21 protein-coding genes are annotated in these 21,426 nt (G+C 68.6%); 8 read left to right on the top strand and 13 right to left on the bottom strand.

Translation table 11 applies throughout. The features are described 5' to 3' along the window. Positions 1-318 (bottom strand): S1 RNA-binding domain-containing protein (locus BGN97_RS15920; protein WP_292703641.1); only part of this gene is annotated, 318 nt, incomplete at its 3' end. Positions 319-512: 194 nt separating this feature from the next. On the opposite strand from BGN97_RS15920, the gene BGN97_RS15925 reads away from it, so the two are divergent. Continuing rightward, complete coding sequence (locus tag BGN97_RS15925; protein ID WP_292703644.1) at positions 513-1,430, top strand: 5'-3' exonuclease; 918 nt, start codon at positions 513-515, stop codon at positions 1,428-1,430. A gap of 28 nt (positions 1,431-1,458) precedes the next feature. Here BGN97_RS15925 and BGN97_RS15930 read toward each other — a convergent pair whose 3' ends face one another. Then, positions 1,459-2,445, bottom strand: a complete 987-nt coding sequence (locus BGN97_RS15930; protein ID WP_292703647.1) for a PHP domain-containing protein — start codon at positions 2,443-2,445, stop codon at positions 1,459-1,461. A 14-nt stretch (positions 2,446-2,459) separates the two neighbouring features. Then, positions 2,460-3,524, bottom strand: coding sequence for an anthranilate phosphoribosyltransferase (trpD, locus tag BGN97_RS15935; protein ID WP_292703649.1), 1,065 nt, complete (start codon positions 3,522-3,524; stop codon positions 2,460-2,462). Between the two features lie 147 nt (positions 3,525-3,671). On the opposite strand from trpD, the gene BGN97_RS15940 reads away from it, so the two are divergent. The 6 genes from BGN97_RS15940 (at position 3,672) to BGN97_RS15965 (ending at position 9,231) form a co-directional block, all read left to right on the top strand. Beyond that, a complete protein-coding gene (locus BGN97_RS15940; protein WP_292703652.1) occupies positions 3,672-4,370 on the top strand; it encodes a heme-copper oxidase subunit III in 699 nt (232 codons plus the stop codon). Between the two features lie 19 nt (positions 4,371-4,389). Continuing rightward, complete coding sequence (locus tag BGN97_RS15945; RefSeq protein WP_292703655.1) at positions 4,390-5,223, top strand: c-type cytochrome; 834 nt, start codon at positions 4,390-4,392, stop codon at positions 5,221-5,223. A 36-nt stretch (positions 5,224-5,259) separates the two neighbouring features. After that, complete coding sequence (locus BGN97_RS15950; RefSeq protein WP_292703658.1) at positions 5,260-6,336, top strand: Rieske 2Fe-2S domain-containing protein; 1,077 nt, start codon at positions 5,260-5,262, stop codon at positions 6,334-6,336. Then, positions 6,333-8,186 carry a cytochrome bc complex cytochrome b subunit gene (locus tag BGN97_RS15955; protein ID WP_292703662.1) on the top strand — a complete coding sequence of 618 codons (1,854 nt, stop codon included), beginning with the start codon at positions 6,333-6,335 and terminating at the stop codon, positions 8,184-8,186. Before BGN97_RS15950 ends, BGN97_RS15955 begins: the two co-directional genes overlap by 4 nt. Before the next feature lie 79 nt (positions 8,187-8,265). Beyond that, a complete protein-coding gene (locus BGN97_RS15960; RefSeq protein ID WP_292703665.1) occupies positions 8,266-8,778 on the top strand; it encodes a GNAT family N-acetyltransferase in 513 nt (170 codons plus the stop codon). A 36-nt stretch (positions 8,779-8,814) separates the two neighbouring features. After that, a complete protein-coding gene (locus tag BGN97_RS15965; protein WP_292703668.1) occupies positions 8,815-9,231 on the top strand; it encodes a rhodanese-like domain-containing protein in 417 nt (138 codons plus the stop codon). Positions 9,232-9,300: 69 nt separating this feature from the next. Here the strand turns inward: BGN97_RS15965 and BGN97_RS15970 are convergent, their stop codons facing one another. The 5 genes from BGN97_RS15970 to BGN97_RS15990 form a co-directional block, all read right to left on the bottom strand. Continuing rightward, entirely contained in the window at positions 9,301-9,723 is a 423-nt protein-coding gene (locus BGN97_RS15970; protein ID WP_292703671.1) for a cytochrome c oxidase subunit 4, read from the bottom strand. 3 nt (positions 9,724-9,726) lie between these two features. Then, positions 9,727-11,451, bottom strand: a complete 1,725-nt coding sequence (ctaD, locus tag BGN97_RS15975) for a cytochrome c oxidase subunit I (protein WP_292703674.1) — start codon at positions 11,449-11,451, stop codon at positions 9,727-9,729. A 3-nt stretch (positions 11,452-11,454) separates the two neighbouring features. Beyond that, complete coding sequence (coxB, locus tag BGN97_RS15980; RefSeq protein WP_292703677.1) at positions 11,455-12,357, bottom strand: cytochrome c oxidase subunit II; 903 nt, start codon at positions 12,355-12,357, stop codon at positions 11,455-11,457. A 90-nt stretch (positions 12,358-12,447) separates the two neighbouring features. Then, complete coding sequence (gene erpA / locus BGN97_RS15985) at positions 12,448-12,810, bottom strand: iron-sulfur cluster insertion protein ErpA (protein WP_285630150.1); 363 nt, start codon at positions 12,808-12,810, stop codon at positions 12,448-12,450. Between the two features lie 98 nt (positions 12,811-12,908). After that, a complete protein-coding gene (locus BGN97_RS15990; protein WP_292703679.1) occupies positions 12,909-14,324 on the bottom strand; it encodes a dipeptidase in 1,416 nt (471 codons plus the stop codon). Between the two features lie 44 nt (positions 14,325-14,368). Between BGN97_RS15990 and BGN97_RS15995 the strand changes: the two genes are divergently transcribed. Next, positions 14,369-14,932 carry a DUF3043 domain-containing protein gene (locus BGN97_RS15995; protein WP_292703681.1) on the top strand — a complete coding sequence of 188 codons (564 nt, stop codon included), beginning with the start codon at positions 14,369-14,371 and terminating at the stop codon, positions 14,930-14,932. Between the two features lie 32 nt (positions 14,933-14,964). On the opposite strand, the gene BGN97_RS16000 is transcribed toward BGN97_RS15995, so the two are convergent. From BGN97_RS16000 to dnaE, 5 genes are all read right to left on the bottom strand, one after another. Beyond that, positions 14,965-15,984, bottom strand: coding sequence for a quinone-dependent dihydroorotate dehydrogenase (locus BGN97_RS16000; RefSeq protein WP_292703683.1), 1,020 nt, complete (start codon positions 15,982-15,984; stop codon positions 14,965-14,967). A 10-nt stretch (positions 15,985-15,994) separates the two neighbouring features. Beyond that, the gene (nrdR, locus tag BGN97_RS16005) at positions 15,995-16,471 is read right to left on the bottom strand and encodes a transcriptional regulator NrdR (protein WP_285630141.1); all 477 of its coding nucleotides are present in this window, start codon (positions 16,469-16,471) and stop codon (positions 15,995-15,997) included. An 11-nt stretch (positions 16,472-16,482) separates the two neighbouring features. Continuing rightward, positions 16,483-17,814 (bottom strand): histidinol dehydrogenase, encoded by a 1,332-nt coding sequence (gene hisD, locus BGN97_RS16010; RefSeq protein ID WP_292703862.1) that lies wholly within the window; start codon positions 17,812-17,814, stop codon positions 16,483-16,485. 1 nt (position 17,815) lies between these two features. Then, on the bottom strand, positions 17,816-19,183 hold the full coding sequence (locus BGN97_RS16015) for a hypothetical protein (RefSeq protein ID WP_292703685.1): 1,368 nt from the start codon (positions 19,181-19,183) through the stop codon (positions 17,816-17,818). 99 nt (positions 19,184-19,282) lie between these two features. Further along, positions 19,283-21,426: DNA polymerase III subunit alpha (gene dnaE, locus BGN97_RS16020; protein WP_292703688.1), on the bottom strand; the 2,144-nt coding region annotated here is incomplete at its 5' end.

Raw genomic sequence — 21,426 nt, forward strand, 5'->3', positions numbered from 1 at the left:
CTTGGAGAGGATCAGACGGCCTTCCTTGTCCTCCTTCTGGAGAACGAGGGCCTCGACCTTGTCGCCGACGGCGACGACCTCGTTGGGGTCGACGTCGTGCTTGATGGAGAGCTCACGCGAGGGGATGACACCCTCGGTCTTGTAGCCGACGTCGAGCAGAACCTCATCGCGGTCGATCTTGACGATCGTGCCCTCGATGATGTCGCCGTCGTTGAAGAACTTCAGGGTCTTCTCGACCGCGGCCAGGAAGTCCTCGGCAGATCCGATGTCGTTGATCGCGACCTGCTTGGTGGCCGGGGCGGTCGTTGCGCTAGTCATGTAGTGGGTTGTCCTTGTGAATGGAGAGTCAGGCCTCGGGCACCGGCGACGTGCCAGTATGGTGCCGAAGCGAATGGATGTGGGATTGCGGTGTCACGAGGGCACGCAGATGCTCGCCACGAGTGACACTCCAGGTTATCAGATGCGGGCCACGTCCCGCTCCCCCTGTCGGAGCCGGCCTCTAGGCTGGTCGCGTGACCGATCGCCTCATGCTGCTCGACACCGCCAGCCTCTACTTCCGCGCCTTCTACGGTGTGCCCGACAAGGTGAAGGCGCCCGACGGCACATCGGTGAACGCCGTGCGCGGCCTGCTCGACATCGTCGCCAAGCTGGTGACGCTCTACGAGCCCGCCCAGGTGATCGCATGCTGGGACGACGACTGGCGGCCGCAATGGCGCGTCGATCTCATCCCGAGCTACAAGGCGCACCGCGTGGTCGAGGAGGTGCCGGCCGGTCCCGACGTCGAGGAGGTGCCCGATCCCCTGCTGCAGCAGGTCCCGCTGATCCGCGAGACGCTCGCGGCGATCGGCATCCCGATCATCGGCGCGGCCGAGCACGAGGCCGACGACGTGATCGGCACGCTCGTGACCCGGTCGGCCATCCCGGTGGACATCGTCACCGGCGACCGCGACCTGTTCCAGCTCGTCGACGACTCCCGTGACGTGCGGGTGATCTACACGGCCAGGGGGATGAGCAATCTCGAGATCGTGACGGATGCCGTCGTCGTCGCCAAGTACGGGGTGCTCCCCTCGCAGTACGCGGACTTCGCCACCCTGCGCGGCGACGCCTCCGACGGGCTGCCGGGCGTGAAGGGCGTGGGCGAGAAGTCCGCCGCCACGCTGCTGCAGGCGCACGGCGATCTGCGGGGCATCCGCGAGGCCGCCGAGGGCGGCTTGCTCAGCGCGGCCGCGTCGGCGCGCTTCGCCGCGGCATCCGACTACCTCGACGTCGCGCCGACCGTCGTGGAGGTCGTGCGCGATCTGGACGTCGTCGCACCTGGCGCACCGCTGCGTGCGCTGGATCCTTCTGAAGCGGATGCCGCGGCCGCCCTGGCCGAGAAGTGGAACCTCGGGACGTCGATGACCCGGGCTCTGGCGGCGCTGGCGCGCTGAGTCGCCGGTCGGCACCGGCGAGCCGGCGTCATCCGGTCCAGGCGCGCAGCCGCTCCAGTCCCCAGGTCGTGACGATGCGCTCGGCGGGAACGCCCGCCGACTCCGCCCGCACGGCGCCGTGGTCGAGCAGCGAGAGCTGACCGGGTGCGTGCGCATCCGAGTCGATCGAGAACAGGCATCCCTCCTGCAGCGCGATCGCGATCAGCTCGTCCGGCGGGTCCTGCCGTTCCGGACGGGAGTTGATCTCCACCGCCACGCCGTTCTCCGCGCACGCCGCGAACACGGCGCGCGCGTCGAAGTCGGATGCCGGCCTCGTGCCGCGCTCGCCCTGCACCAGACGCCCCGTGCAGTGGCCGAGCACGTTCACTCGTGGGTCGGACACCGCGGCGATCATCCGCCGCGTCATGGGAGCCGCCTCCATCCTCAGCTTGGAGTGCACGGAGGCGACCACGACGTCCAGCTCGTCCAGCAGCTCCGGCGACTGGTCGAGGCCGCCGTCCTCGAGGATGTCCACCTCGATGCCCGCGAGCACCGTCAGCCCCTCACCCGACTGCGCGCGCACCAGCGGGATCTGCTCGCGCAGCCGCTCGGCGGACAGACCCCTGGCCACGCGCAGACGTGGCGAGTGGTCGGTGATCGCGAGGTACTCGTGACCGAGCGTCCGGGCGGCGGCGACCATGGTCTCGATGGGCGTGGTGCCGTCCGACCAGTCGGTGTGACTGTGCAGGTCGCCCCGCAGTCGGGATCGCAGCGCGGAGACCTGCTCGGGCTCGGCCTCGCCGCGGAGCTCGGACAAATAGTCGGGCACGCGTCCCTCCTGCGCCTGCCGGATCACCTCGAAGGTGGAATCGCCGATGCCCTTCTGCGCCCGCAGCCGCGCGGGATCGTGCACGACGTCCTCGGGCAGCGACTCCAGCACCGCCGCGGCCTGCCGGAACGCCTTCGCCCGGTAGCGCGAGGCGCGCTCGCGCTCCAGCAGCGTGGCGATCTGGAGAAGAGCGTCGACGGCGTCCATGCTGCTGCGCCCGGTCAGGCGGGCGCGGTCTCCCGAGTGGCCTGGATCCAGGTCTCCAGCTTGGCTGCCGCGCGGCCGTCGTCGACGGCCTCGGCGGCGCGGGCGTACGCGTCGCGCAGCCGCTCGACGATCGGCTGCTGCGTGAGCGCCGCGTCGTGGGACAGCTCGTACGCGACGATGCCCGCGGCCGCGTTGAGCAGCACGATGTCGCGCACGGCGCCCTTCTCGCCCTCGAGCGTGCGCCGCAGGATGCGGGCGTTGTGCTCGGGAGCACCGCCGACCAGGTCGGACAGGTCGGCCAGAGGGATGCCGAGATCGCGCGGGTCCAGGTCGTGCTCGTGGATGTCCCCTCGCGCCACCTCCCAGATCCTGCTGTGGCCGGTGGTGGTGAGCTCGTCCAGGCCGTCATCGCCGCGGAACACGAGTGCGGTCGCGCCGCGGGTGCGGAACACGCCCGTGATCAGAGGGACGAGGTTGAGCTTGGCGACGCCCACCGCGTTGGCCTCGGCGCGAGCGGGGTTGCACAGCGGCCCGAGCACGTTGAAGACGGTCGGCACGGCCAGCTCGGCGCGCACGGCGCCCGCGTGCTTGAACCCGGGGTGGAACGCCGCGGCCCACGCGAACGTGATGCCGGTGCGGTCGAGCACGGAGGCCACCTGCTCGGGATCCAGCGAGATGTTCAGCCCGAGCGCGGCGAGCACATCCGAGGACCCCGACGACGAGCTCGCGGCGCGGTTGCCGTGCTTGACGACCGGGACGCCGGTGGCGCCAATGATCACGGCGGCGGTCGTGGACACGTTCACGGTGCCGACCCTGTCGCCGCCCGTTCCGACGATGTCGAGCACGTCGGAGGAGACCGGGAGCGGAACGGCGGCCTCCAGGATCGCGTCGCGGAAGCCCACGACCTCGTCGACCGTCTCCCCCTTGGCGCGGAGCGCCACCAGGAATCCGGCGAGCTGCGCCTGACTGACCTTGCCCTGCATGACCTGACGCATCGCCCAGGTGGACTCCCAGACGCTCAGATCGCGCCTCTCGAGCAACGTGGTGAGCAGATCGGGCCAGGTGAGGGAGTCGGGCATGTCTGCGATCATAATCGGGCACGAAGAGATGCCGATTCGAGATGACGCGTCGCAACTTCCGCCGCGACCTGCGGGAATCATCGGCGACCAGGCACATTCGCAGGCTCTTCGAAGGTCGCCCAGAGGCTCCGAACAGGGAAACGGGCGATGGCGGTGCAAGAATCGTCGGGCCGAATCAGCCATAATGGGATCGTGACCACCTCAGCGACGCATGCCCCGGCGGCAAGAACCATCAAGCGGCCCAACCCGGTCGCTGTCGGCACCATCGTTTGGCTCGGCAGCGAGGTGATGTTCTTCGCGGGACTCTTCGCGATCTACTTCACCCTGCGCAGCACCTCGCCCGAGCTCTGGGCTCATCGCACCGAGGAGCTCAACGTCCCGTACGCGCTCGTGAACACGATCATCCTGGTGATCTCGTCGTTCACCTGCCAGATGGGCGTGTTCGCCGCGGAGGACCTGCAGCCCTACCACGTCGCCAAGGGCAAGGTGAACGCCGCCGGCCGCCGCCGCCTCTTCGGCTGGGGCATGGTCGAGTGGTTCTGGCTCACCTTCATCCTCGGCGCGATCTTCGTGAGCGGCCAGGTCTGGGAGTACGCCACCCTCGTCGCCGAGGGCATGCCGATCCAGGCCGACTCGTACGCCTCCGCGTTCTACCTCACGACCGGTTTCCACGCCCTGCACGTCACCGGCGGTCTCATCGCCTTCGTGCTCGTGATCGGCCGCGCGTACGCGGTGAAGAACTTCCGCCACAAGGAGGCGACCTCCTCGATCGTCGTGTCGTACTACTGGCACTTCGTCGACGTCGTCTGGGTGGTCCTGTTCTTCGTCATCTATTTCCTGAAGTAAGAGCGGAGCGATTTTCGAAATGGCACGAGAGAAGAAGCACCGCTCGCGCGGTCGTCGCAGCCCCTTCGCAGCCGCCGCGCTCATCGGCGCCGGTCTGCTGCTCACGGGCGGCGTGTACGCCGGCGCATCCGCCGCGATGGCATCGACCACGGATGCCCAGACCAGCGTCACCACGGAGCTGACCGCGGCCGACGGACAGAAGCTCTTCACGGCGAACTGCGCGACCTGCCACGGCATGGACCTGCAGGGCACCAAGGAGGGCCCCAGCCTGGTCGGTGTGGGCGAGCTCGCCGTCGAGTTCCAGATGTCCACCGGCCGGATGCCGCTGCAGATGCAGGGACCGCAGGCTCCGCAGAAGCACCCGCAGTTCACCGAGGCGCAGATCCGTGCGGTGGCCGCGTACGTGCAGTCCGTCGCCCCCGGGCCCACCTACCCGGACAGCTGGGTCACCGAGGGCAAGCCCAACCCCGACGACTCCTCCGACGAGGTCAGCCTCGCCAAGGGCGCCGAGCTCTTCCGCGTCAACTGCGCGATGTGCCACAACGTCGCCGCAGCCGGTGGCGCCCTCACCGAGGGCAAGTACGCCCCGGCACTGACCTCGACCAGCGCGCTGCACATGTACGCCGCCATGGTCACGGGCCCGCAGAACATGCCGGTGTTCGGTGACATGAACCTGAGCACCCAGGACAAGCGCGACATCATCGCCGCGCTCGTCTTCCAGCAGAACGAGGTCCAGGTCGGCGGCTTCACGCTCGGCTCGCTCGGCCCCGTCTCCGAGGGCCTGTTCATCTGGATCTTCGGCATCGGCGCACTCGTCGCCCTCACCGTGTGGATCACGGCGAAGTCCAACTGACGCACTTTCATCGACGAATCACGTACGAGGAGCACCATGGCACACGACGACGACACGCAGGCTCTGGACAGGGCCTACCAGCCCTCGCCGGGGCTGGGCGTCGCAGTCAGCGACCCCGCAGTGAACCCGGGGCTGCCGCCGCACCGTCAGCGCATGACGGACAAGGACCCGAAGATCGAGCGCACTGCGGCTCGCACCGTCTACACGCTGTTCTACCTGTCCCTGGCGGGCAGCATCTGGGCGGTCGCCGCGTACATGCTGTTCCCGATCGAGTCCGGCGCGCTCATCGACGTGCGCTACAACAACATGTTCATCGGCCTCGGCATCGCCCTGGCGCTGCTGAGCATCGGCATCGGCGCGATCCACTGGTCCAAGTCGCTGATGAGCGACAAGGAGTTCGTCGAGCACCGTCATCCCACCCGCGGTCGTGACTCGACTCGCGAGGCGGCCGTGCAGGCGTTCGCCGACGCCAACGAGGAGTCCGGTTTCGGACGCCGCGTGATGATCCGCAACTCCCTGATCGCCGCAGTGGTCGCCTCGATCGTCCCCGGTGTCACGCTGTTCCGCGGCCTCGCGCCGTTCAACACCGAAGAGGACCCGATCGCCGGAGACCCGGTGGCGCTGCTGAAGCACACCATGTGGAAGAAGGGCACGCGGCTGGTCCACGACCCCGCGGGCACCCCGATCCGCGCCGCGGACGTCACGCTCGGCTCGGCCGTGCACGTCATCCCCGAGGGGCTCAACGAACTGGGTCACGAGGGCGGGCTGCTGGAGGAGAAGGCCAAGGCCATCGTCCTCCTCATGCGCCTGCGTCCCGAGGACCTTATCGAGAGCGAAGACCGCAAGACCTGGTCGTACGACGGAATCGTCGCGTACTCCAAGGTCTGCACCCACGTCGGCTGCCCCGTGGCGCTGTACGAGCAGCAGACGCACCACCTGCTGTGCCCCTGCCACCAGTCGCAGTTCGACGTCACCGATCACGCGAAGGTCATCTTCGGACCGGCCTCGCGCCCGCTGCCGCAGCTGCCGATCGCCGTCGACGACGAGGGCTACCTCATCGCGCAGAGCGATTTCCAAGAACCTGTCGGCCCGAGCTTCTGGGAGCGTCATTGAGCACCGCAACTCTTCACGAGGACACCAAGCCCGCTGAGACGCGCGACAAGCCCCTCGGGGGCCGCTTCCTCGCCGGCACCGCCAACTACCTCGATGAGCGCACCAGCCTGTCGGGCTTCGTCAAGGAGCTCGGTCGCAAGATCTTCCCCGACCACTGGTCCTTCATGCTCGGCGAGATCGCGCTGTGGAGCTTCGTCGTCGTCTTCCTCTCGGGGACGTTCCTGACGTTCTTCTTCCAGGCCTCCATGGTGCCCACGCACTACACGGGCGCCTACGAGCCGATGCGCGGCATCGAGATGTCGGCGGCCCTCGAGTCGACCCTGCACATCTCGTTCGACCTGCGCGGCGGCCTGCTGGTCCGGCAGATCCACCACTGGGCCGCTCTGGTCTTCGTGGCCGGCATCGGCATCCACATGCTGCGCGTCTTCTTCACGGGCGCGTTCCGCAAGCCCCGCGAGCTCAACTGGGTGATCGGCTTCGTGCTGTTCGTCCTGGCCATGGCCGAGGGCTTCACGGGCTACTCGCTCCCCGACGACCTGCTCTCGGGCAACGGTCTCCGCATCATCGACGGCATGATCAAGGGCATCCCGCTGATCGGCACCTGGACCTCGTTCCTGATCTTCGGCGGCGAGTTCCCGGGCAGCGACATCGTCGGCCGCCTGTACACGCTGCACATCCTGCTGCTGCCGCTGCTGGTCATCGCCTTCGTGGCGCTGCACCTGATGCTCATGGTCATCAACAAGCACACCCAGTTCGCCGGTCCCGGCCGCTCGAACGACAACGTCGTGGGCTACCCGATGATGCCGGTGTACATGTCGAAGATGGGCGGCTTCCTGTTCATCGTGTTCGGCACGATCGTGCTGATCGCGACGTTCTTCCAGATCAACCCGATCTGGAACTACGGCCCGTACGACCCGTCGCCGGTCTCCGCCGGCACCCAGCCCGACTGGTACATCGGCTTCGCCGACGGTGCGCTGCGTCTGGCTCCCCCGCACCTGGACGTGCCGCTGGGCGACTTCACGCTGTCGCTGGGCATCCTGATCCCGGTCGCGGTCCTGGGCCTGTTCATCGTGGTCGTCGCCATCTACCCCTTCATCGAGATGTGGGTCACCGGCGACAAGCGCGAGCACCACATCGCCGACCGCCCGCGCAACGCCGCCACCCGCACCGCGATCGGCGTCGCAGGCATGATCTTCTACTCGGTCCTGTGGGCTGCGGCCTCGTCCGACCTCATGGCGACGCACTTCATGCTGACCATGGAGGGTGTGATCCACACGCTCCAGGCGCTGCTGATCGTCGGCCCGGTGCTCGGGTACTTCATCACGAAGCGCATCTGCATCGCGCTGCAGAAGAAGGACCGCGAGATCGTCCTGCACGGGTACGAGTCGGGCCGTATCGTCCGTCTTCCCGGCGGCGAGTTCATCGAGGTGCACCAGCCGGTGGACGTGTACGACCGCTGGAAGCTCGTGGACTACGAGACCTACCAGCCGCTCGTCGTGCGCCCCAACGCCAAGGGTCGCATCCCGTGGCACGAGAACCTGCGCTCCTCCCTGTCGCGCTGGTTCTACGAGGACCGCCTGCAGCCGCTCACCCAGGCTCAGATCGAGGAGGCCGACGCGCACCAGCAGCACGCTCTCGCGCACGACGCCGAGATCGAGGCCGAGGAGATCGCCGGTGCGCACACCCGTGCGGGTGTGACCGACGAGAGCCAGATCGAGGCCCCGGACGAGACGGTCGGCGAGACGCCGAACACGCCGAGCTCCGTGATCGCCAAGGATCCTGCGCCGCGCAAGCGCCGTACTGAGCAAGCGGAGCGCGACGAAGTGAAGAAGTCGGAGGACGGCGAGTAACACCGCCACTCCCCCGCTGAGGCCCCCGTCCCATGGACGGGGGCCTCAGTCGTGTCGGCGCCTCGATACGCTGGAGGACATGTCCCTTCGCATCCGTCCCGCCGTCGATGAGGATGCCGCCGGCATCGAGGAGATCGAGGAGGCGGCCGATCAGCTGCTCGTCACCCTCTTCCGGGCGACGGACTGGCCGGCCCCGGATGCCGCGGCCGAGCGTCTCACGCTGCCGGGCTTCCTGCTCATCGCCGAGCACGAGGGCACCCCGGCGGGCTTCGTGCACGTCCTGGACCTCGCCGGGCATGCCCACCTGGAGCAGGTGTCGGTCCTCCCCCGGTACGCGCGACGCGGCATCGGACGCATCCTGGTGCTTGCGGCCATGGACGAGGCGGCACGGCGCGGACACGACGACATGACGCTCCGCACTTACGCCGATGTACCCTGGAACGCCCCGTTCTACGCCTCCTGCGGCTTCATCGAGACCGAGCCCGACAGTGAGCCCCTGCGCGGTCTCGTGGCGGTGGAGGAGCGCCTGGGCCTGCCCGAGTACGGCCGCCGCGTGCAGATGACAGCGTCCCTCACGGACTCCGTCATCTGAGATCGCCGCGGCAGGCGGCCGCGTAGTCTGAGCCTCATGGACCGCACCGCCTATTTCGAAGCCAAGCTCGCCCACGAGACCGACGCGAGCGACCTGTACGCCGCGCTGAAGGCCGGAGAGCAGGTGACGGTGGTCGACGTGCGCTCCGACGAGGCATGGGCGCAGGGACGCGTCTCCGGCGCCGTGCACATGCACTACCGGGAGATCGCGGAGCGCGCACCCAAGGAGATCCCCGCCGGGTCGGAGGTCGTCGTGTACTGCTGGAGCCCCGGATGCAATGCCGGGGCCAAGGGCGCACTCGAGTTCGCGAAGCTCGGCTACGCGGTGCGCGAGATGATCGGCGGATTCGAGTACTGGGTGCGGGAGGGCTATCCCGTCGAGGATCACGACGGCGTGCACCGCCGTTCCGTCGACCCGTTCACCGGCGTTCCCCGCGTCCGCACACGGGCCTGAGCACACACGAGCAGAAACGCTGAGGGCCTCCCGGAAAGTTCCGGGAGGCCCTCAGCGTGTGATGGAGGATCAGCGCGCGAAGTGACCGCGATAGTACTCGTACACCCAGCCGACGATGGCCACCACGAAGATGGCGAGGCCGATCGGGAGGAGGAATTGACCGACCGCCAGCCCGACGATGAAGACCCCGGCGGAGCCTGCGAGCACCAGCGGCCACCAGGACCACGGGCTGAACTCGCCCAGCTCGGGATCACCGTCATCGATGTCCGCCGTGAGCACGTCCTCGGGCAGCTCGCCGCCCTGGGCCTTGTACGTCTTGCGAAGGTACACAGCGATCATGGCGCTCATGAAAGCAGTGAACAGCAGCGCGACGGTCCCGACCCACTCCACCTTGCCGTGGTACTCGTCGAGCAGGCTCCAGCCCGTGTAGACGCCCGCGACGATCAGGAAGAAGACTCCGATGATCCACCACAGGATGATGTTGCTGCGCATGGGTTACTTCGCCTCTCCGGCTGCGGCGGCGACCGGGTGCTCGGCTGCCTCGGGGTGGTTCAGGTCGAAGGCGGGCCGCTCGCTGCGGATGCGCGGGATCGACGTGAAGTTGTGGCGCGGCGGCGGGCAGGACGTCGCCCACTCGAGCGATGCGCCGTAGCCCCACGGGTCGTCCACGGTGACCTTCGGCGCCTTGCGCGCGGTGATCCAGACGTTCAGGAAGAACGGCAGCATCGAGGCGCCCAGGATGATCGCACCGATGGTGGAGACCTGGTTGCCCCACTCCCAGCCGTCGTACGTGGAGTAGTCGGCGTACCGGCGCGGCATGCCGTCGACGCCCAGCCAGTGCTGCACGAGGAAGGTCATGTGGAAGCCGATGAACAGCATCCAGAAGTGGATGTAGCCGAGTCGCTCGTTCAGCATCCGGCCCGTCCACTTCGGCCACCAGAAGTAGAAGCCGGCGAACATGGCGAACACGACGGTGCCGAAAATCACGTAGTGGAAGTGCGCGACGACGAAGTACGTGTCACTGAGGTGGAAGTCCAGCGGCGGCGATGCCAGGATCACGCCGGTGAGTCCACCGAAGACGAAGGACACGAGGAAGCCCAGCGAGAACACCATCGGCGTCTCGAAGGTGATCGACCCTCGCCACATCGTGCCGATCCAGTTGAAGATCTTCACGCCCGTCGGCACCGCGATGAGCATCGTCATCAGCGAGAAGAACGGCAGGAGCACGCCGCCGGTGACGTACATGTGGTGCGCCCACACGGCCACGGACAGGGCCGCGATCGAGATCGTCGCGTAGACCAGCGTCTTGTATCCGAAGATCGGCTTGCGGCTGAACACGGGGAAGATCTCCGAGACGATGCCGAAGAACGGCAGCGCGATGATGTACACCTCGGGGTGGCCGAAGAACCAGAACAGGTGCTGCCAGAGCAGGACGCCGCCGTTGGCGGGGTCGTAGACGTGAGAGCCCAGCACGCGGTCGGCGCCGGCGGCCAGGATCGCAGCGGCCAGCACGGGGAAGGCCATCAGGATCAGCAGGCTCGTGATCAGGGTGTTCCATGAGAAGACCGGCATGCGCCACATCGTCATGCCCGGTGCGCGCATCGTGATGACGGTCGTGATGAAGTTCACCGCACCGAGGATCGTGCCGAAACCGGACATTCCGAGGCCCAGCATCCACAGGTTGCCACCCGCACCGGGCGAGAACGTGGCACTGGCGAGCGGCTGGTAGGCGAACCAGCCGAAGGCGGCCGCACCCTGCGGGGTGAGGAAGCCGGCGACCGCGATCGTCGAGCCGAACAGGAAGAGCCAGAACGCGAAGGCGTTCAGACGCGGGAACGCGACGTCGGGAGCACCGAGCTGCAGCGGGAGGATCGCGTTCGCGAATCCGGCGAACAGCGGCGTAGCGAACATCAGCAGCATGATCGTGCCGTGCATCGTGAACAGCTGGTTGTACTGCTCCTTCGTCGGCACGATCTGCATGCCGGGCGCGAACAGCTCGGCACGGATGATGAGCGCCATCACGCCGCCGAGGAGGAAGAACAGCACCGAGGAGATCAGGTACATGTACCCGATGGTCTTGTGGTCGGTGGAGGTGATCCACTTGACGACGATGTTGCCCTTCTGCTCCACGCGCGTGGACGCCAGCAGCGCGGCCTGGCGCGGCGGGATCGTCGCGGGGCGCGCGCCCTGCAGCATGTTGGGTTCAGCTGTCGTGGTCATGACTTACTTCCCTTCCTCTTCGCCCGTGCTCGGAGCACCGGTGCCCGGAAGATTGTCGAGGCGGTCGTAGGCGTCGGTGATGTCGCCCGTGTTGCCCTCATCGCGAAGGGTCTGCAGATACGCGTCGTAGTCGGCCTGCGACACGACCTTGACGTTGAACAGCATCATCGAGTGGTACTCGCCGCAGAGCTCGGCGCACTTGCCGTCGTACTCGCCGATGCGCGTCGGGATGAACGACCAGCTGTTGTCCTTCCCGATGAACATGTCCTTCTTGTAGAGGAAGTCGATGATCCAGAAGGAGTGGACGACGTCGCGCGACTGGAGATCGATCGCCACCTTCTTGTCGACGGGCAGGACCAGCGTCGGCAGTTTGGCGCGATCGATGTCGCCGTTCGCGTCGGCATCGGCCTGGACGCCCATCGTCCAGACGGCGTCGGAGTTGTCCTTCTCCTCACCGTCGTACTGGAAGTCCCACGCCCACTGCTTGGCGATCGCGGTGATCTCCACATCGGGCTTGGCCCAGGGGCGCTCGATCTCGGCCTGGTCCTTCGCGGTGAAGAAGAACATGCCCAGGATCAGGATCAGCGGGATCACCGTGTAGAGGATCTCGATCGGCATGTTGTAGCGCAGCTGAACCGGCAGTCCGGTCTGGCCGGCGCGGCGGCGGTACATGACCAGCGCCCAGGCCATCAGGCCCCACGTGACGATGCCGACGATCAGCAGGATGACCCATGAGGTCACCCAGAGCCCGCCGACCCGGTCGGTCTGGTTGGTGGCCGACTTCGCGCCCTCCACGAATCCGGGAAGGAATCCGTGGGTTTGAGCGGCAGAACATCCTGCCAGGGCCACGGCAACCGCTACTCCCAGGGGGAGTGCGGCCCAACGAAGGCGGCGTTTCGAGGGCACGATGCACCTTTCAGATCTCGGACAGGAGCTCTCTCAAGTCTAGAGCAAGCTCACATGCGATTCACGCCAACCACGCAGGTTGGCGACCGTTCAGTGGAAGCTGTCGCCGCAGGCGCAGGAGCCCGCCGCGTTGGGGTTGTCGATGGTGAACCCCTGCTCCGAGATGGTGTCCTTGAAGTCGATCGAGGCGCCCTCGAGGTACGGGACGCTCATGTTGTCGACGATGACCTCGACGCCGTCGAAGTCGACGGTCTCGTCGCCCTCGAGGAACCGCTCGTCGAAGTAGAGCTGGTAGATCAGGCCGGAGCATCCGCCGGGCTGCACGGCGACGCGCAGACGCAGGTCGTCGCGGCCCTCCTGCTCGAGCAGGCTCTTGACCTTCTGCGCGGCCGCATCCGTCAGCGAGACGCTGTGGGCGGCGGTGGTCTCTTCGGTCAGCGTGATGTCGCTCATGTCACTCCTTGCAGACGTGCAGCACGGACGGCTGCTCACGCTCGATCCTACCGCCGGCGCGTGCACGGAGGGCCTGCCCCGCGCACGCGCCGGTGCCGTCAGGATGCCGCGGAGCGGCTGTTCATGCGGGTCAGGAGCAGCGCCTCGGTGCGCACCGCGTTGCGGAACGTCTCCAGGTGCAGCGACTCGTTCGGGCTGTGCGCGCGGGCGTGCGGGTCCTCGACGCCCGTGACGAGGATCTGCGCCTCGGGGAACTCCCGGACGAGGTCGGCGATGAACGGGATGGAGCCGCCCACGCCCAGATCGACGGCGTCCTTGCCGTAGCCGGCGGCCATCGCCCCGCGGGTGAGCTCGACCGCCCAGCCCGAGGTGTCGACGAGGAATCCGTCGCCCAGGTCGACGTCCGTGAAGGTCAGCTCGGCGCCGAACGGCGCGTGCGCGCGCAGATGCGCCTCGATCGCCGCGTAGGCGTCCTTCGCGTCCTGCCCGGGTGCGACGCGGGCGCTGATGACCACGCTCACCTCGGGCAGCAGCGTGTTCGACGCCTGAGCGACGCTCGTCGCGTCGATGCCGGTGATCGTGATCGAGGGCTTGTTCCAGATCCGGCCGAGGATGTCGTCGCGTCCGACCGGGGAGACGCCGGGGAGCAGGCCCGTCTCATCGCGCAGCGTCGTCTCGCTGTAGGCGGGGGTCTCCCCCTCCCGGGCGGTCATCCCCTCCACGGCCACGGCGCCGTCGGCATCCCACAGCGTGGACAGCAGCGTGACGGCCGCCATCATGGCATCCGGCACGGCTCCGCCGAACATGCCGGAGTGCGAGGCGTGCTCGAGCGTGCGCACGCGCAGCGTGAACCGCGCGTTGCCGCGCAGCGAGACCGTCAGGCCCGGCGTCTCGGAGTCCAGGTTCCCGGAGTCGGCAACGACGATGGCGTCCGCACGCAGGGCGTCGGCGTTGTCGCGCAGGAAGCGGGCGAAGGAGCGGGAGCCGTACTCCTCCTCCCCCTCGATGAACAGCGCGACGCCCAGCTCCAGGTCGTCGCCGAGCACCTCGGCCACCGCACGCAGCGAGGCGATGTGCGCCATGATTCCGGCCTTGTCGTCGGCGGCGCCGCGCCCGTACAGGCGTCCGTCGCGCACGGTCGGCTCGAACGGAGGCGTGTCCCAGAGCTCGTCCGCCCCGGGGGGCTGCACGTCGTGGTGGGCGTAGAGCAGGATGGTGGGCTTGCCGTTGCGTGCGGCGCGAGTGGCCAGCACGGCCGGCTGGCCGAGCTCCTCGGTGTCGTCGACGTGGGCGCGAAGCACCTGCACGTCATCGAAGACGCCGGTCGCGCGCGCGAGCTCGGCGATCGCAGCCGCGCTGCGCTCCAGCTGGGTCTGGTCGAAGGCCGGCCAGGCGATGCCGGGGATGCGCACGAGGTTCCCGAGGTCGGAGAGTGCGGCGGGGATGCCGAGGGCTACCGCCTCGAGGACGGCGGATTCGGATGCCGGCGAAGCCGACGATGAGGACGAGGTCATGCGAGTAATCTTAAGGTGAACCCGATTCCGAACTGAGGTCGAACGTGCCCAACGCCACCCCCGCCGCCAACGACGACGCACCCGAGACGCCCACTGTGGGCAAGGGCCGCGCGACGCCGACGCGCGCCGAGCGCGAGGCGGCGAACCGCCGCCCCCTCGTCGCGAACACCAAGGAGGCCAGGGCTGCCGCGAAGGCCGACCTGCAGGCGCGTCGCGAGAAGGCCCGCATCGGGATGGAGCAGGGCGACGACAAGTACCTCCCCGCTCGCGACAAGGGCCCGCAGCGCCGCTGGGTGCGCGACTACGTCGACGCCGGCTGGCACATCTCCGAGTGGTTGATGGCCGCCATGCTGGTGGTCATCCTGCTGAACCTCACCCCGATCGCCGACGTGCAGCTGTGGGCCATGGTCGCGCTCTGGGGCTACATGCTCCTCGCCATCGGCGACATGGTGCTGCTCAGCATCCGCGTGAAGAAGAAGGCCGCCGACAAGTTCGGCGCCTCGCGCCGGGAGAAGGGCCTGGGCTGGTACGCCGCGATGCGCGCCCTGCAGATGCGCTTTATGCGCCTGCCCAAGCCGCAGGTCAAGCGCGGTCAGTACCCCGCCTGACGCGAAGAGCTCTCACCCGAGGCCTGTGCCGCTCAGCGGCGCAGGCCTCTGTTGATCTGGCGCGCCCAGAACGGACCACGGTAGAGGAACGCGGTGTAGCCCTGCACGAGGGTCGCACCGGCATCCAGCCGCTTCTGCACGTCGTCCGCCGTCTCCACGCCGCCGACCGCGATCACGCAGAAGTCCGCGGGGACGGCGGCCTTGACGACCGCGAGGACCTCGAGCGAGCGCTCCTTCAGGGGCGCTCCGGAGAGTCCACCGGCTCCGGCCGCCTCGACGACGGCCGGATCGGTGCGCAGCCCTTCGCGGGAGATCGTGGTGTTGTGCGAGATGATGCCGGCGAGTCCCTCGTCGACGGCGAGCCGTGCGATGGCCGCGATCTCCTCGTCGGGCAGGTCGGGCGCGATCTTCACCAGCAGGGGCGTCGCGCCCGCGGCTTCCTTGACCGCGCGCAGCAGCGGCGCGAGGGTCTCCACGGCCTGCAGGCCGCGCAGTCCGGGCGTGTTCGGGGAGGAGACGTTGACGGCGAGGTAGTCGGCGAGCGGTGCCAGGCGTGTGGCGGATGCCACGTAGTCGGCGATCGCGTCCTCGACGGCGACCACGCGGCTCTTGCCGATGTTCACGCCGATCACCGCACGCGGGGCGCGACGGCGGAGCTTGGTCAGTCGCGCCTCCGCGGCCTCCGCGCCGTTGTTGTTGAACCCCATCCGGTTGACGACCGCGCGGTCCGGCACGAGGCGGAACAGCCGCGGCTTCGGATTCCCGTCCTGCGGGATCGCCGTCACCGTGCCGACCTCGATGTGGCCGAAGCCCAGCGCGTCCAGGCCGCGCACGCCGACGACGTTCTTGTCGAAGCCGGCTGCCACGCCGAACGGTGAGGGGAACGTCAGGCCGAGCGCGTGCACCTGCTGCTCCGGCGACGGCGCTGTCAGCGCGCGGGTCGCCCAGGAGAACGGCGGGACGCCGAGCACGCGGATGACCGCCATGGCGGCGTGGTGCGCGAACTCCGGATCGAAGCGCGACAGGACGTGGCGGAAGAGCAGCGGATACATCCCTGCCAGATTACCGGTCCGCGGCGTCCGTCCCCGCCTTGGCGTGATCGGCGCGCAGCTCGCTGATGGAGCGCTCGAAGTCCTCCAGCGAGTCGAACTCCTGGTACACGCTGGCGAATCGCAGGTAGGCGACCTCGTCGAGCTCGCGCAGCGGCCCGAGGATCGACAGCCCGATCTCGTTCGTCTCCAGTTGCGACACTCCGGTCTGGCGGATGGCCTCCTCGACCTTCTGCGCGAGAACGGCGAGGTCGGCCTCAGTCACAGGGCGCCCCTGACAGGCCTTGCGCACGCCGGAGATCACCTTGTCCCGGCTGAACGCCTCCATGACACCGGAGCGCTTGATCACCACGAGGCTCGCGGTCTCGGTCGTCGAGAAGCGGCCTCCGCATTCCGGGCACTGCCGCCGACGACGGATCGACAGACCGTCATCGCTCGTGCGCGAGTCGATGACGCGGGAGTCCGGATGCCGGCAGAAGGGGCAGTGCATGATGCTCCAGCCTACTCGGCGCGCTCCGCGCCGGACGCCCCGGCGAATCGCGCCTCGACGGCCTCGCCGTGCGCGGGCAGGATCTCGGCGTCCGCGAGCGCGACGACTCCGGAGCGGACCCGCGCGAGCGCATCGTGGTCGTACTCGATCACCTGCTGCGGACGGAGGAAGGTGTAGGCGCCCAGCCCCGACGCGTACCGCGCCTGTCCCCCGGTCGGCAGGACGTGGTTGCTCCCGGCCATGTAGTCTCCGAGGCTGACCGGCGTCTGCGCCCCGACGAAGACGGCGCCGGCGCTGGTGAACCGGCTCGCGGCCTCGGCAGCATCGGCCAGGTGCAGTTCGAGGTGCTCGGGGGCGTAGGCGTTGCTGAACGACTCCGCCATCCGGCGGTCGTCGACGAGAACGATCGCGGACTGCGGTCCGCTCAGGGCCGCGGCCACCCGCTCAGCGTGGCGTGTGGCCTCCGCACGCGCGGCGACCCGCTCGGCGACGCGCTCGGCGAGGGCGGCGGAGTCGGTCACGAGAACGGCGGAGGCCTGCTCGTCGTGCTCGGCCTGGCTGATGAGGTCGGCCGCGACGAGATCGGCATCCGCGTCCTCGTCCGCGACGATGAGGATCTCCGTGGCACCCGCCTCGGAGTCGGTTCCGACGACGCCCGCGACGGCGCGCTTGGCCGAGGCGACGTAGTTGTTGCCGGGGCCGGTCACGACGTCCACGGGGTCGAGACCGAGCTCGGGGACGCCGTAGGCGAGGGCGCCGATGGCCCCGGCGCCGCCGATCGCGTAGACCTCGTCGACCTCCAGCAGGGCGGCGGCCGCGAGGATCGTCGGGTGCACGCGCCCGTCGTGCCCCGCCTGCGGGGGCGACGCGAGCGCGATGCTCGTGACGCCGGCGACCTGGGCGGGCACGACGTTCATGACGACACTGGAGGCGAGCGGCGCCTTGCCGCCCGGGATGTACACACCGGCCCGGGTGATCGGCTGCCAGCGCTGCGTGATGCGCGCCCCCGGCCCGATGTCGGTGGTCTGCGGCGCGGGAACCTGGGCGGCCGATCCGCGCCGGACTCGCTCGATCGCGGTCTCCAGCGCGGCCCGCACCTCGGGGTCGACGGAGGCCAGGGCCTCGGCGAGGTGCTCGGCGGGGACGCGGATGGCGTGCCCGGTCACGCGATCGAAGCGCTCGGCCTGATCGCGCAGCGCTGCCTCTCCCCCGGAGCGCACGTCCTCGACGATCTGCGTGGCGGCGGCGAGGGCCTCGGCGCGCGCCTGAGTGGCGCGCGGGACGGCGGCGAGAAGGTCCGCGGGAGAGAAGCTCTTCCCGCGGAGGTCGATGGTGCGCACGATGTCAGCCCTTCGTGATGTCTGCGAGGTCGTGGAGGTATCCGATCCGGCCGTCGTCGTGTCGTACGACGTAGGCGCCGCCACGGTCCTCGATCACGAGAGTCCACGCCGCGGGTCCGATCCGGAACAGCGGATGCCCGTGCTCGTCGAGCACGTCGCGCTCGGACTGGGCGAGGATCCAGAACGGCTGCGTCTCGTGCTCCGCGGCCCTCGCCTGCTCGTTGCGGGTGCGCCGCAGCGGAGCCTCGGTCTCGACGGCCGGCTCGTCCGAGGACGACCCCACCGCGGGGAGCACCGCGGTCGTGTTCTCCGCGAAGTCGCCCTCACCGTTCGTGTCCTCGGCGGTCGTGTCCTCGGCCACCGTCTCCTCCGCGGTCTCGTTCGCGGCGAAGATCTCGTGCAGTGCCCCGATCGGGTCGGTGTAGGCGGTGTCGAGCTGACGCGGCTCCGGGTCGGCCGGCGGCGCCGGTGCGAGCTCGGCGTCCGCCTCCGGGGACGGCTCGGCGCCGGAAGCTGGCGAGAAGACCTCGTCCGGGTCCTCGTGGACGATCGCAGGCTCCGCCGTCACGGGCGCCGCTGCGGTCGGCAGCACCTCGATGACGCGCGTGGCATCGGCGTCGTCCTCGATGACGAGATCCGTCTCGATGATCGGCTCCGCCTGGGCATCGGCATCCGTGCCTGACGCAGCCGGCGCAGCGACGGCCGCAGGACGCGGCCGGGTGATCACGGGGCGCACGGGATTGGCGTTGCGATGCGCGAGCGTCTCCATCCGGCCTTCGAAGTCGTCGCGCAGGCGCGGGATCAGGGGCGCCGCGACGGTGGCCGCGACCAAGGCCAGCGTGGCCAGCTGCGCCACGATCGGGACCCAGCCGACCAGGAACGCGCCCGAGTCGACGCTCGCCGCTGACTGCAGCCAGAGCAGCTGGGCCCAGGCGACCGCTGCGACAGAGGATGCGACGGAGGCGAACTGGTCGATGCCGAGCGACCCCACGCGTCGGATCCCCTCGGGCGAGAAGCGGCGAAGGGCGATCAGGAAGACGGCGGCCGTGGGCAGGCCGATCGTGAGGATCCAGTCGATGCCGCGGGTCCACACCGATCCGCCACCGCCGAACACCGGGAAGAAGGACACGACGAAGACCAGGACCCAGGCGCCGACGATGATGAGCTCTCGGAGCGTGAAGCCGAGGATGCCGTACTCCGGCTCCACCTGCTCCTCGTAGTAGACCGCGTCATCGTCCTCGGAGGCGGGCTCAGCCGCCACCGGATCCCGGTCTGCGGCCGCGGCTCCCGTGCTCCGCTGCTCTCCCTCGGAGTCCGACGGGCTCCCGCCGGTCACGTCTTCGGGCCCGGTGCCGATGTGTTCGGTGCTCATCGAGCGATCCTTTCGTCGTGGTCGCGTCCCCACGCGAGTCACGATCCTACCCAGACCTGCCGGGGGAAGCTGGGAGCGGTGTCATCGCATGACCGCTGCTCAGCCCAGGCAGGTCGGGCCGAGCAGCGACTTCAGGTCGCCGAACAGGTCGGCGGAGACGGTCACCGGCATCGGGACCTCGAACACCTTCGCCGATCCGCCGCGATGCACGCGGAGGAGCACCTCGGTCTCGCCGGCGTGGCGGCGGAGCACCTCCGCGAGGTCGATCATGGTCCGCTCGGTGGCGCGCTGCTCGGCGACCTGGAGCGACAACGGCCCCGCCGCGTCGAAGGAGCCGACGTCGGGTGCGAACGCCGACTGCGCGTGCAGGTTCAGCCCGTCATCGCGACGCGAGACCCGTCCACGCACCGCGAGGATCGCGTCCTGCTGCAGCACGTGCTGGTACTCGGTGTAGGTCTTGCCCATGAACATGACCGTCACCTCGCCGTTGAAGTCCTCGACGGTGATCATGCCGTACGGGTTGCCGCTGGCCTTGGCGACGCGGTGCTGCACGCTCGTGACCAGACCCGCGACCGTAACCTGATCGCCGTCCTGCAGGTCCTCCGACGTGAGCAGGTCATGGATGGAGATCGACGCGTGCTTGGCCAGCGGCATCTCGAGCCCGGCCAGCGGGTGATCGGAGACGTACAGGCCCAGCATCTCGCGCTCGAACGCGAGCTTGTCCTTCTTCGTCCACTCGGGCCGCTCCGGCACCTTCGCGGGCGCCGCCTCCTCCATGTCGTCGTAGAGGCTGTCGAAGTCGAACCCGATCGCGCCCTGCGCCTCGTTCCGCTTGCGGTCGACGGCCGCCTCGACGGCGTCCTCGTGGATCTCGAGCAGGGCACGACGGGTGTCACCCATCGAGTCGAACGCGCCGGCCTTGATCAGCGACTCCACGGTGCGCTTGTTCGCCACGTGCAGCGGCACCTTGCCCAGGAAGTCGTGGAAGGACGTGAACTTCTCCTCCTTGCGGGCCTGAATGATCCCCTCGACGACGTTCCCACCCACGTTGCGGACGGCGCCGAGGCCGAAGCGGATGTCCTCGCCGACGGCGGCGAAGAAGTTGATGGACTCGGACACATCGGGCGGGAGCACCTTGATGCCCATCCGGCGGCACTCGTTGAGATACAGCGCCATCTTGTCCTTCGAGTCGCCGACGCTGGTCAGCAGCGCGGCCATGTACTCGGCCGGATAGTGCGCTTTGAGGTAGGCGGTCCAGTACGAGACCAGCCCGTATGCGGCCGAGTGGGCTTTGTTGAACGCGTAGTCCGAGAACGGGAGCAGGATGTCCCACAGCGCCTTGATGGCGCCTTCGCCGTAACCGCGCTCCTTCATGCCGCCGGAGAAGCCCTCGTACTGCTTGTCCAGCTCCGACTTCTTCTTCTTGCCCATGGCGCGCCGCAGGATGTCCGCCTGGCCGAGGCTGAACCCGGCGACCTTCTGCGCGATGGCCATGACCTGCTCCTGATAGATGATCAGGCCGTAGGACTCCTGCAGGATGTCCTTGAGCGGTTCCTCCAGCTCCGGGTGGATCGGCGTGATCTCCTGCAGCCCGTTCTTGCGCAGTGCGTAGTTGGTGTGCGAGTTGGCACCCATGGGGCCCGGCCGGTAGAGCGCGATCAATGCCGAGATGTCACCGAAGTTGTCCGGCTTCATCAGGCGCATGAGGGAGCGCAGCGGCGGGCTGTCGAGCTGGAACACGCCGAGCGTGTCACCACGGGCCAGCAGATCGTACACAGGGCGGTCGTCCAGCGCGAGGTGCTCGAGGTCGAGCTCCTCCCCCCTGTTCGTGCGGATGTTGTCGAGCGCGTCGGAGATGATCGTGAGGTTGCGCAACCCCAGGAAGTCCATCTTGATCAGGCCGAGCGATTCACACGACGGGTAGTCGAACTGCGTGACGATCTGGCCGTCCTGCTCGCGCTTCATGATCGGGATGATGTCGAGCAGGGGGTGCGAGGACATGATCACACCCGCGGCGTGCACGCCCCACTGTCGCTTCAGCCCCTCCAGGCCCAGCGCACGATCGAAGACGGTCTTCGCCTCGGGATCGGTCTCGATCAGGGCCCGGAACTCGCTGGCCTCCTTGTAGCGCGGGTGCGCGGAGTCGAACATGCCGCTCAGCGGCATGTCCTTGCCCATCACGGCGGGAGGCATCGCCATGGTGAGACGGTCGCCCATGCTGAACGGGAACCCGAGCACGCGGC

It is taken from the genome of Microbacterium sp. 69-10 (genome assembly GCF_001897945.1).
In the GTDB taxonomy this organism is placed as follows: Bacteria; Actinomycetota; Actinomycetes; order Actinomycetales; family Microbacteriaceae; genus Microbacterium.